Raw genomic sequence first — 10,929 nt, 5'->3', positions numbered from 1 at the left:
GTCTTACCCTGGCCCGTGCCCACGCCAAATCAGGGGATGCAGCACTCATTAGCGGATACCTGGGCAAAACAGACTCATTCGACCAGGCCATCGGGACATTTGCCATCGCCTATGCCGATCAAAATGAAAAAGACCATGCCGCGCTGGTGGCCGCGGAAAAATCAGGCCGGATCAACGTGCTGAGAGAAGAAGAGTGATGCAGCCGATCCAACAAACAACGCCGGACATCGATCTATCTGCCCCCGAATTCACGCTGATCCAAAGTTGGCACCACAACGCCCATTCCTGGATCGAAGCCATCCGCACCGGCGCCATCGAAAGCCGCCTGAAAGTCACCGACCAGGCCATGCTGTTGGCGGTGATGGGCCGCCAACCCGAGCACGTGCTCGACCTCGGCTGTGGCGAGGGTTGGTTGCTACGTGCGCTGGCTGAACGGGGTATCAACGCGGTCGGTGTGGATGGTGATGCGACACTGGTCGAGGCTGCACGGGCAGCGGGCTCTTCACCGGTACATTTGGCGAGCTATGAAGCGTTGGTGGAAGCGAAGGTAAACCTCGGCTGCGACTACGACCTGATCTGCGCCAACTTCGCACTGTTGCACCAAGACATCATCCCCCTGCTCGCTGCCATGAATGCCCTGCTCGTCTCTGGCGGCGCGCTGGTGATCCAGACGCTGCACCCGTGGACCTCAGCGGCGGGCGATTATCAGGATGGTTGGCGGGAAGAGACCTTCGCCGGGTTCGAGGGGCAGTGGCAACCCATGCCCTGGTACTTTCGCACCTTGTCCAGTTGGCTGAATGCACTGGACATGGCCGGTTTTCGCCTGGTCGGCTTGCAAGAGCCGCAGCACCCGCAAAGTCCTGTGCCGCAGTCGCTGCTGCTGGTGGCCGAGCAACGGGGGTGAGAGCCGCCGGTTTCAATCTAGAGCATTTTCTCCAGCCCGATCTTGTCACTGAGCCAGGCCTTGAAGCTACGCCATGTGCCACCCGGCTCCTCATGCAAGGTATGTCGGCGGCCGTCGTCTTCGGCGATCCAGACGATTTCGCCGTTTTCCAGGCTGGCCTGGTAACTCACGGCCGGTGCCATGCCCTCAAGCGCCAGCTCGCGCATGTAGCCGGCCAATTCAGGGCTGTCGACCAGCACCCCGACTTCAGTGTTCCAGAACACTGAACGCGGGTCGAAATTGAAGGAGCCGATGAACACCTTCTGCTTGTCCAGGATCATGGCCTTGGTGTGCAAGCTGGAGTCCGAGCCACCGCTGAAGCCACGGGAAGAACCGCCACTGGGGTCGTCCTGCTGGCGCCGCAGTTCATAGAGCTTCACCCCATGTTCGAGCAGCGTCTTGCGATAAGGCGCATAGCCGCCATGCACCGCCGGCACATCGGTGGCTTCCAGTGAGTTGGTTAACAGACGCACATCAACACCGGCATCGGCACGACCGGTGAGGTAGCTCATGCCCGGTTTTTGCGGGACGAAATAAGCCGAAATAAGGATGAACTCCTTATTGACGCCGTCGAGTGCAGGTCGCAGTTGCGTGGCCATCAATAGTGAGCGGGCTGGTTCGTCGTCAGCCAGTACCTTGCTCGGGGCGTCCCACATCGCCTGGCCATGGGCCCAGATCAGCTGTTTGCGCCATAGGTTGAGCTGTGGTTGAGTCCGGTAGGTCATGAGGTGGTCGTACAAGGCCTTGTTCTCAGTACGCGCAATCTGAAGCGATTGTTCCAGACGTTGGCGGCTCTTGAGCAAGTCTTCAGCGGTTGGCTTGTTGAGCACCAATTCACTGATTGGCTGACTCAAAGTGCTATTCCAGTACTGATCGAAGCTGTGGCCCAACTGCTCGGCGACCGGGCCGAAGCACAGCAGGTCCATGTCGGTGAAATTGAGATCGGGCTTGGCGTCGAAATATTCATCCCCCAGGTTGCGCCCGCCGACGATGGCCGCGCTGTTGTCGGCCACCCACAATTTGTTGTGCATGCGCCGGTGCTGTTGGGAAAGATTTAGCAGACGGCCCATGGTTCGGGTCACCATGGTGCTGCGCCCCAGATGCAAAGGGTTGAAAACGCGGATATAGATGTTAGGGTGCACCGCCAGGGTAGCGATGACTTCTTCCTGGCCGTCGCTGGCCGTGTCGTCGAGCAAGATGCGTATCCGTACGCCGCGATCGGCAGCCAGCAACAATTCACGCACCAAGGCCCGGGTGCTGAGACCGTTATGCACGATGTAGTACTGCAGATCGATGCTTTTCTGCGCATTGCGGACCAACTCGGCGCGCGCCCGGAACGCTTCACTGCTGTTAGGCAACAGGCGAAAACCCGAGCGCCCCTCATGCGGGGCAGCCTGGGCCTGAATGGAGCGCCCGAACGACGAATCAGTGGCAGGTATTGTCTGGCTGAACTCGTGGGGCACGGGCGTAGTGGCGCAGCCGCCGACCAGCAGCACGAGCAACAGTGCAGGGAAGAACCAGGACATGGACAAGGGGCTCGTCCTCAACCTCACGGGTGGATGCCGAAAATTGCCGCTCACGGCAACCTGCAGACCTTATTCCAGTAAAGCCCGGTTCGAGCGAAGCGTGTCGAAATTTTCCGCTGGTTTCACCCCGTGAATGAAATCGTCACGTGAACTGTTCTACCTATTCAAACATCCCAGTGCGCACCTCGCCTTCTCTGACATAGCGGGCGATCAGCACACCGCCAGGCGTGCTGATCGAATGCGCCAGCGTGAACGCCAACGCTTGTGCAGTGTCGTCGAACAAGCGCTTGCCGCGGCCCAGCACCACGGGAAAAATCATAAGCCTGAGCTCGTCCACCAACCCGGCGGCAAGCAGTTGACGCACCAGATCGCCGCTGCCCTGCGTCAAGAGGTCAGCGCCCTCCTCGTGCTTGAGCGCGCATATCGCGTTGACCAGATCTCCCTGCAAAGCATGACTGTTGTGCCAATCAAGCGTATCGGGGTGATGCGTAGCCACATGCTTGGGCACGCTGTTGAACAAGTCAGCGATGGCGTGGCTGTTTGAATCGGCCTGTCTGTGCGGCCAGTACGCGGCAAATATGTCGTAGGTGCGCCGACCCAGCAGCAACTCGAACGGTTTCGCGAACAGGTCCTGGATGGCCTGGCCGGAGACGTTGTCGGCGTAGGGCACGATCCAGCCACCCAAGCGGAATCCGCCGCTGGTGTCTTCTTCAGGCCCGCCGGGCGCTTGCATAACGCCATCCAGACTCATGAATGCGGCAACGGTAAGTTTGCGCATAACCTTCTCCCGGTGTGAACTCGTACAGGGAATGCCTGGGGTCAAACGCGACTCATCAGATTGATTCCCTGAAGGATAGTCGAACGGGGTGCTGCGAAATCGACAGGGTGATACCAACGACAGGCGAAAGAGATTTACACCGTTTCGACTTTCGATTTGCTCAATTGCGAGGCACTTCTATATTGAGGGGGTGCTCTGAATTTCCTGCCTCCTGTTGAGCCTTGGCCCATGGCAAATACTGATCAATTGATCATCTGCGAGCACTGCGACTGTGTGTATGAAAAAGTCACGCTCGCCGAACACCAGAAAACCCTGTGTACGTGCTGCGGCGCCGTGCTGCAGCGCTATAACCGCATGACGGTGGAGCAACGACTGGCGTTGAGCTGCGCAGCCTTGATGCTCTGGATGTTCACCAACCTTTACCCCGTCATGACCATCAGCCTCAAAGGCGTTAAAAATAGCGCCACGCTGTGGGATTCGGTATTGGCCTTGAGCCAGGGGCCGATCACCTTCATCGCGTTGGTCGCGGCGATCGCGATGATCCTCGCGCCGATTTGCCAACTGTTGCTGCTGATCTGGGTCCTGGGTTTCGCCCTCACCCACCGACGATCACCCGGTTTTAAATTCTGCATGCGCTGGCTGGAAGCGCTCCGGCCCTGGAGCATGCTGGAGGTCTGCTTTTTGGGGGCGATGGTCGCGGTCATCAAACTCGCCGGATTTCTTCACGTGCTACCGGGCATCGGCCTGTTTGCCCTGGCCGTGTTGAGCCTGATGGTGATCCGCATCGCCGGTCGCGATATCCGTGAGTTATGGGACATTTTATGAACATGCCTCCGGCCGCCGGTGATTTAAACCTGTGCCTGTGTCATAGCTGCGGCATGACCTGCGACATGACCGATCAACCGCACAAGTGCGAACGCTGTGGCGCTCCGTTGCATCGGCGTAAAACCAATTCGCTGGCTCGCACGTGGGCCTTTATGTTCACGGCACTGGCGTTTTACGTCCCGGCCAATCTGTTGCCGGTCATGAACACCCAAATGCTCGGCAACGGCGCCGACAGCACGATCATGAGCGGTGTACTGGAGTTCTGGGCGGCCGGCGCCTGGGACATCGCGTTGATCATTTTTATCGCCAGCATCGCGGTGCCGGGTGTCAAGTTCGTAGCCCTTACGTTTCTGCTGGTGTCCGTGCATCGCAGCAGTTTGTGGGCGAGCAAGGAGCGGTCGCAGTTGTACCGTTTCGTCGAGGTCATCGGATACTGGTCAATGCTCGACGTGATCGTGGTTGCACTGGTGGCCTCACTGGTGAAGTTCAAAGCCCTGGCCGACATTGAACCGCGCGCGGGCATACTTTTTTTTGGTTTGGTGGTGGTGTTCACCATGCTATCGGCGATGAGTTTCGACCCGCGCCTGATTTGGGATAACAAGCGGGAAAACCCACAAAACGAGGAGGTCATGGATGAAGTCGCAAGCCACTGAAGGGCCACAAGCCCCCGGCCAGGCCCCAATCAAGACTGGTCGCAGCGTTTCGCTGGTCTGGATCGTCCCCATTGTTGCGGTATTGGTGGGTTTATCACTGGTAGTCCACAGCATCTTGCAGGAAGGCCCGACCATCACTGTCATGTTCAAGACCGGTGATGGCCTGACAGCCAACAAGACCGAGGTCAAATACCGCAGTGTAGTCATCGGCCAGGTTTCGGATGTGGAGCTGAGCAGCGACCAGAAGAGTGTCAGCGCCACGATCAAACTGACCAAACAGGCCGAAGGTTTCACCCGCTCAGACTCGCAGTTCTGGGTCGTGCGTCCGCGTATCGGTGCCGGCGGGGTCTCGGGGATCGATACATTGCTGTCAGGGGATTACATCGGCGCCGATATCGGTCAAGCCAATGGCCGCGCGAAAAACTTCAAGGGCCTGGAAATCCCGCCGGCCATTACCTATGGCGAACCGGGCAAACGTTTCACCTTACACACGCAGGATTTGGGGTCGCTGGACGTTGGCTCGCCGGTGTACTACCGCAAGATTCCGGTCGGTCAGGTGGTGGCCTATGCACTGGACCCGGATGGCAAAGGGGTGAACATTGACCTGTTCATCCACGCGCCCAATGACCAGTACGTCACTGAAAACACCCGGTTCTGGAATGCCAGTGGCGTGGACGTGAGCGTCAATGCCAACGGCATTGACGTCAGGACTGAGTCTTTATCCTCCCTGCTGGTGGGCGGTATCGCCTTCCGCGCGCCGGAATACAGCCCGGACGACAAACCTGCCCCCGAAGAGTATGCCTACGAACTGTTCGAGAATCAGCAAAGCGCCCTCGCACCGCCGAATGGCAAGGCTCAATTCCTGGCCTTGCGTTTCGATCAGGCCATGCGTGGGCTGAAGGTCGATGCGCCGGTGGAATTCCTGGGCATAGAAATCGGCAAGGTGGTGTCGGTCAATCTGGATTTCGACGAGAAAAAGCGCAGTTTTCCGGTCAGTGTCGGCATCGTGATCTACCCGCAGCGCCTGGGTCAGGCCCACACCAAAATGATCAAGTCGCTCAATCATGACCCCAATGACGAAGCGGCAGGCGTGCGGATGATTGGTTCCTTCATCGACAACGGCCTGCGCGCCCAGGCCCGCACCGGCAACTTGTTGACCGGCCAGTTGTACATCGCCCTGGACTTCTACCCTAAAGCAGACAAAGTGGTCTTCGATGCGACCGCGCGCCCAGTCATGATCCCAACCATTCCGGGAAGCCTCGAACAGTTGCAGGAAAAACTCGAATCCATGGTCGACAAGGTCAACAAACTGCCGATCGAGCGCATTGCAGGCAATCTCGACAGCAACTTGGTGGAACTGCGCAAAGGGCTGGGGAAATTCAACAGCACGACACTGCCCGGCGTAGATACCGCCCTGTCGGACGTCAGCAAGACTTTGTTGTCGGCCAACACGACCCTGCAATCGGCTAACGCCACGCTTGCCGATGGTTCACCATCGCGGGAAAAACTCGGGCAGACCCTGGGTGAGCTGGAACGTACGTCGCGAGCATTGCGTGAGCTCGCGGATTACCTGATCCGGCATCCGGAAGCACTGCTTCGCGGTCGACCTGACAATCCCGCGGCAAAGGACCTGAAATAATGACCGTGCAGCAGAAGAAAGGAGCAACATCCATGGCCTTTTCGCCGAAGCTCACCTTGGTCGCTGCGCTCCTGCTGCTCGCGGCCTGCCGCAGTGAACCTGTTCACTATCACACCCTGATGCCAGCGCACACAGGTAGTGCAACGCGCAGTAACACAGTGGTCATCGAGATTGAGAGCCTCAGTTTACCGGCGCAGGTCGACCGGCCACAGGTGGTTATTCGCCAAGGCAACAGCGGCCTGGTGTTGCTCGAATCCGAATGGTGGGGGGCGTCGCTGGGAGAGGAGTTCCGAAGTGCCCTGATGGATCAACTGGCCAACCTCAACCCCCAGCGCAAGCTGTCGTTGCGCCTGGATGTGCTGCGTTTTGACTCCTTTCCCGGGCAATACGGGCTGATTGATGTGACCTGGCGCTTGCGCCCAGCCAGTGAAGTCAATGACGTCAATGGCACGTCCCTCACCTGCCGCAGCATCCTGCAAACGCCTTCGGGGGGGACCATCGAAGACCTGGCCCTGGCCCAGCAGAATAACGTCAAGCGCCTGGCTGCGCTGATCGGCCAGGCCGCCAAGGGGACACAACAGAGTTGCCCTCCCTCCAGCTAATTCCACTTCCCCACTCCCGGTAGTGTTCAGCGGTGCCCTGTCTCCGCTGACTCAACACCCGCCTATCGACACTCACTGAGTGTCTTCAAATCCTCAGGCAAGGTGCTGAAGGCCTGCTAACCTGAATGAAAATGACATGTATTAACGGTTTCTTTGACGTTTTTTTCTCATATTGCGTTTTACATTCCCTGCGCCTCAAAACATGCAAATGGTTCGCATTGATTCTCCGGTGAATCGGCGTGCATGACTTCTAAAAAGAACAGGAGCTGCCCCCCAGAATGACGCCCTCTATCCCTTCGTTCCTCAAAACAGCACTGCTGACCACTGCCCTGTTGAGTGCCGGACACGTCTATGCCGCTGATACCGACGGTATCGTGGTCTACAACGCCCAACACGAGAGCCTGACCAAGGCCTGGGTCGAGGGGTTCACCAAGGAAACCGGGATCAAAGTCACCGTGCGCAACGGCGACGACACCGAGATGGGCAATCAGATCGTGCAGGAAGGTGCCGCCTCCCCGGCTGACGTATTCCTGACCGAGAACTCCCCGGCCATGGTGCTGGTAGACAAAGCAGGCCTGCTTGCACCGGTAGCGCCCGCTACCCTGGAGCAAGTGGACGCGGCGTATCGTCCAGCGGATGGCAAATGGGTCGGAATTGCCGCGCGCTCCACGGTGTTCGTCTACAACCCGAGCAAACTGCCTGAAGCCGATCTGCCAAAATCGTTGATGGACCTGGCCGGGCCAAACTGGAAAGGCCGTTGGGGCGCATCGCCTGCCGGTGCCGACTTCCAGGCCATCGTCGCCGCAGTGCTTGAGCTCAAGGGCGAAGCGGCCACCCTTGAGTGGCTCAAAGGGATGAAAGCCAACTACACGGCCTACCGTGGCAACAGTTCGGTGCTCAAAGCGGTCAATGCCGGCCAGGTCGACAGTGGCGTGATCTACCACTACTACAGCTACGGCGATCAAGCCAAGACCGGCGAAAACAGCAAGAACACCGCCCTGCACTACTTCAAACACAAAGATCCGGGTGCCTTTGTCAGCGTCTCCGGGGGCGGTGTTCTGGCATCCAGCAAACACAAGGAAGACGCTCAAGCGCTGCTGAAGTGGATCACCGGCAAGGAAGGCCAGAAAGTGCTCGAAACCGGCAAATCGTTTGAATACGCCGTGGGCCAGAACGCCCCCTCCAATCCTAAACTGGTGCCTTTGCAGCAACTCGACGCGCCGGCAGTTGATGCCTCAAAACTCAACAGCAAAAAAGCCGTAGAGCTGATGACTCAGGCGGGACTGCTCTAATTGATGCCTGAAACTTTGCCAGGGGGGGTCGCTCCAGCGATCCCCGTGAACTTGCGACGACGCTCACGGGGCGTCTTCGCGGGTCGTGGCGGCGCGTGGGTGATCGGTTTGTCCGTACTGGTCTCGCTCCTGTCGCTGCTGCCGATTGCCTTCGTGATCGGCGTGTCGATCCAGACAGGCTGGGCGGCCATTGTGCCTCTGGTCTTTCGACCTCGTGTCGCTGAATTACTGATCAACACCGTGTTGCTGGTGGTGATTACCATTCCGTTGTGCGTCATGCTCGGCCTGGCGCTAGCCTGGCTGACAGAACGCACCAACCTGCCAGGCCGACGCTGGTGGTCACTGTTGGCGACGGCGCCACTGGCTGTGCCGGCCTTCGTTCACAGCTATGCGTGGGTGAGCCTGGTGCCATCGATTCACGGCTTGCCTGCTGGCGTCCTGGTCTCGGTCATCGCCTACTTCCCGTTTCTGTACCTGCCGATTGCGGCCACCCTGCGCCGGCTCGACCCGGCTATTGAAGACGTTGGCGAATCGTTGGGGCTCAAGCCGTGGGCGGTTTTTTTCCGTGTGGTACTGCCGCAACTGCGCCTGGCCATTTGCGGCGGTGCCTTGTTGGTGGGCCTGCATTTGCTGGCCGAATATGGCCTTTACGCGATGATCCGCTTCGACACCTTTACCACGGCGATCTTCGACCAGTTCAAATCCACCTTCAACGGCCCGGCAGCCAACATGCTGGCCAGCGTGCTGGCCCTGTGTTGCCTGGCGATGCTGACCGCCGAGTCCGCCGCTCGTGGCACGGCGCGTTACGCCCGGGTCGGATCAGGCAGCGCGCGCACGCAGCGGGTTGTGCGCCTGTACTGGGAGGCTAAAATGTTTGGCCTGGCGCTGCAGGTCTTCACCTGCGCATTGGCGCTGGGTGTACCGTTGATCACGCTGGGAAAATGGCTGATCGCGGGCGGCACACAGGTCTGGCAACTGGACGAATTGATGCCGGCGCTGCAACAGACACTGCAGCTCGGCGCGGCAGGCGCTGTCCTGACCACCTGCGCCGCGATCCCGATTGCCTGGCTATCGATTCGCTCTCCAGGCCGGTTACAGCGGGTACTGGAAAGCTGTAACTACATCACCAGCTCGTTGCCCGGGATTGTCGTCGCCCTGGCCCTGGTAACGTTCACCATCCATTTTGCCCGACCGATTTACCAGACCACGATCACCGTGCTGCTGGCGTATCTGCTGATGTTCCTGCCCCGCGCCCTGGTGAGTTTACGGGCGGGAATTGCCCAGGCACCGGTAGAACTGGAAAACATCGCACGCAGTCTCGGCCGCTCGCCGGGTCGGGCCTTGTGGCTGATTACTCTTCGCTTGGCCGCGCCGGGCGCCGCCGCCGGGGCTGCGCTGGTGTTTCTGGCGATCACCAATGAGCTCACCGCCACCCTGTTGCTCGCACCCAATGGGACGCGCACCCTGGCCACCGGTTTCTGGGCCATGACCAGCGAAATCGACTACGCCGCTGCCGCCCCCTATGCGCTGTTGATGATCCTGCTGTCGCTTCCGTTGACCGGACTTCTTTATCACCAATCCAAACGAACGGCTGGCCGATGAACGCTCTTGAACTGCATGCCATATCCAAGTCTTACGGCGACCAAAAGGCGCTGGAGAGCATTAACCTGTCGGTGCCCGCTGGCAGCCGGACGGTGATTGTCGGCCCATCCGGCTCGGGCAAAACCACGTTGTTGCGGATGATCGCCGGTTTTGAATTCCCGGACACCGGCCGTCTTTCACTCAATGGCCAGACGCTCGTCGACGCCACTCATGAGGTGCCGGCGCATCAGCGCCAGATTGGCTACGTTCCCCAGGACGGCGCCCTGTTCCCGCACATGACCGTGGCCGCCAATATCGGTTTCGGGCTTTCGGTCAAGGGCGGCGAAAAAAACCATCGTGTCGCTGAGCTGATGGACAGCGTGTCCCTGGATGCCAGCATGGCCCACCGTTGGCCCCATGAACTCTCCGGCGGCCAGCAACAGCGGGTGGCGCTGGCGCGAGCGTTGGCGCAACAGCCGCGCCTGATGCTGCTGGACGAGCCGTTTTCCGCCCTTGATACTGGCCTTCGAGGTGCCATGCGCAAAATGGTCGCCCGACTGTTGTCCGATGCGGGTGTCACCACGATCCTGGTCACCCATGACCAGAGTGAAGCCCTGTCGTTTGCCGATCAACTGGCAGTAATGCGCGACGGTCGGCTCGTGCAATCAGGCCATCCACTGGATGTGTACCGCTACCCCGACGACGAACAAACCGCGCTGTTTCTCGGGGATGCCGTGGTCTTGCCCGCCAAAATCGAAGCCGGCTGGGCGCATTGCGAACTCGGTCGGATCCCGGTGAACAACCACCGCAACAACCATTCGGCGCAGATCATGCTGCGCCCCGAGCAGTTGCAGCTCGTCAGCATCCAGCCGAGCCCCACCGAAATGGCCGGGTGCCGCGCTGTAGTGACTGAACGCGACTTCAGCGGCAACACCTGCACATTGACCGTGGAATTAGAGGCTCCCAGCTCGGGCGAGCAGTCCGGTCGGTCATTAACAGTACGCGGTTCGGGCATGTACGCGCCCCCTGCCGGTAGCGCGGTCCACGTCTCGACCATCGGCCATGCCCACGTGCTCAGCGGGTCATAACG

11 protein-coding genes are annotated in these 10,929 nt (G+C 59.5%); 9 read left to right on the top strand and 2 right to left on the bottom strand.

The window, feature by feature from the left end; genetic code table 11:
* Together AC1DSG_RS06640 and AC1DSG_RS06635 are read left to right on the top strand one after the other, a co-directional pair.
* On the top strand, positions 1-197 hold a 197-nt coding region (locus tag AC1DSG_RS06640), incomplete at its 5' end, for a DUF2252 family protein (RefSeq protein ID WP_477790158.1).
* The gene (locus tag AC1DSG_RS06635; RefSeq protein WP_477790157.1) at positions 197-904 is read left to right on the top strand and encodes a class I SAM-dependent methyltransferase; all 708 of its coding nucleotides are present in this window, start codon (positions 197-199) and stop codon (positions 902-904) included. The genes AC1DSG_RS06640 and AC1DSG_RS06635, both read left to right, overlap by 1 nt.
* A 17-nt stretch (positions 905-921) precedes the next feature.
* On the opposite strand, the gene AC1DSG_RS06630 is transcribed toward AC1DSG_RS06635, so the two are convergent.
* Entirely contained in the window at positions 922-2,469 is a 1,548-nt protein-coding gene (locus AC1DSG_RS06630) for a phospholipase D family protein (protein ID WP_477790160.1), read from the bottom strand.
* Between the two features lie 160 nt (positions 2,470-2,629).
* The gene (locus tag AC1DSG_RS06625) at positions 2,630-3,247 is read right to left on the bottom strand and encodes a dihydrofolate reductase family protein (protein ID WP_477790156.1); all 618 of its coding nucleotides are present in this window, start codon (positions 3,245-3,247) and stop codon (positions 2,630-2,632) included.
* 228 nt (positions 3,248-3,475) lie between these two features.
* On the opposite strand from AC1DSG_RS06625, the gene AC1DSG_RS06620 reads away from it, so the two are divergent.
* The 7 genes from AC1DSG_RS06620 to AC1DSG_RS06590 all read left to right on the top strand — a co-directional run bounded on the left by AC1DSG_RS06620 (position 3,476) and on the right by AC1DSG_RS06590 (position 10,927).
* The gene (locus tag AC1DSG_RS06620) at positions 3,476-4,072 is read left to right on the top strand and encodes a paraquat-inducible protein A (protein ID WP_477790155.1); all 597 of its coding nucleotides are present in this window, start codon (positions 3,476-3,478) and stop codon (positions 4,070-4,072) included.
* A complete protein-coding gene (locus AC1DSG_RS06615) occupies positions 4,069-4,725 on the top strand; it encodes a paraquat-inducible protein A (RefSeq protein WP_477790154.1) in 657 nt (218 codons plus the stop codon). Before AC1DSG_RS06620 ends, AC1DSG_RS06615 begins: the two co-directional genes overlap by 4 nt.
* The gene (locus AC1DSG_RS06610) at positions 4,706-6,364 is read left to right on the top strand and encodes a PqiB family protein (RefSeq protein ID WP_477790153.1); all 1,659 of its coding nucleotides are present in this window, start codon (positions 4,706-4,708) and stop codon (positions 6,362-6,364) included. Before AC1DSG_RS06615 ends, AC1DSG_RS06610 begins: the two co-directional genes overlap by 20 nt.
* 32 nt (positions 6,365-6,396) lie before the next feature.
* Complete coding sequence (locus AC1DSG_RS06605; RefSeq protein ID WP_477790152.1) at positions 6,397-6,966, top strand: PqiC family protein; 570 nt, start codon at positions 6,397-6,399, stop codon at positions 6,964-6,966.
* 278 nt (positions 6,967-7,244) lie between these two features.
* Positions 7,245-8,258, top strand: a complete 1,014-nt coding sequence (locus tag AC1DSG_RS06600; protein WP_477790151.1) for an iron ABC transporter substrate-binding protein — start codon at positions 7,245-7,247, stop codon at positions 8,256-8,258.
* A gap of 3 nt (positions 8,259-8,261) precedes the next feature.
* On the top strand, positions 8,262-9,860 hold the full coding sequence (locus AC1DSG_RS06595) for an ABC transporter permease (protein ID WP_477790150.1): 1,599 nt from the start codon (positions 8,262-8,264) through the stop codon (positions 9,858-9,860).
* Complete coding sequence (locus tag AC1DSG_RS06590) at positions 9,857-10,927, top strand: ABC transporter ATP-binding protein (protein ID WP_477790149.1); 1,071 nt, start codon at positions 9,857-9,859, stop codon at positions 10,925-10,927. The genes AC1DSG_RS06595 and AC1DSG_RS06590 overlap by 4 nt, the downstream gene beginning before the upstream one ends.
* Positions 10,928-10,929 lie beyond the last annotated feature (2 nt).

The organism is Pseudomonas sp. P5_A12 (assembly GCF_056400685.1).
This window is presented reverse-complemented; position numbering and strand designations above follow the sequence as displayed.

Excerpts from the sequence above, each read along its gene's own strand:
- AC1DSG_RS06630 (WP_477790160.1), bottom strand. The coding sequence starts at position 2,469 with ATGTCCTGGTTCTTCCCTGCACTGTTGCTCGTGCTGCTGGTCGGCGGC.
- AC1DSG_RS06590 (WP_477790149.1), top strand. The coding sequence starts at position 9,857 with ATGAACGCTCTTGAACTGCATGCCATATCCAAGTCTTACGGCGACCAA.
- AC1DSG_RS06595 (WP_477790150.1), top strand. The coding sequence starts at position 8,262 with ATGCCTGAAACTTTGCCAGGGGGGGTCGCTCCAGCGATCCCCGTGAAC.
- AC1DSG_RS06615 (WP_477790154.1), top strand. The coding sequence starts at position 4,069 with ATGAACATGCCTCCGGCCGCCGGTGATTTAAACCTGTGCCTGTGTCAT.
- AC1DSG_RS06625 (WP_477790156.1), bottom strand. The coding sequence starts at position 3,247 with ATGCGCAAACTTACCGTTGCCGCATTCATGAGTCTGGATGGCGTTATG.
- AC1DSG_RS06605 (WP_477790152.1), top strand. The coding sequence starts at position 6,397 with ATGGCCTTTTCGCCGAAGCTCACCTTGGTCGCTGCGCTCCTGCTGCTC.
- AC1DSG_RS06610 (WP_477790153.1), top strand. The coding sequence starts at position 4,706 with ATGAAGTCGCAAGCCACTGAAGGGCCACAAGCCCCCGGCCAGGCCCCA.
- AC1DSG_RS06620 (WP_477790155.1), top strand. The coding sequence starts at position 3,476 with ATGGCAAATACTGATCAATTGATCATCTGCGAGCACTGCGACTGTGTG.
- AC1DSG_RS06635 (WP_477790157.1), top strand. The coding sequence starts at position 197 with ATGCAGCCGATCCAACAAACAACGCCGGACATCGATCTATCTGCCCCC.
- AC1DSG_RS06600 (WP_477790151.1), top strand. The coding sequence starts at position 7,245 with ATGACGCCCTCTATCCCTTCGTTCCTCAAAACAGCACTGCTGACCACT.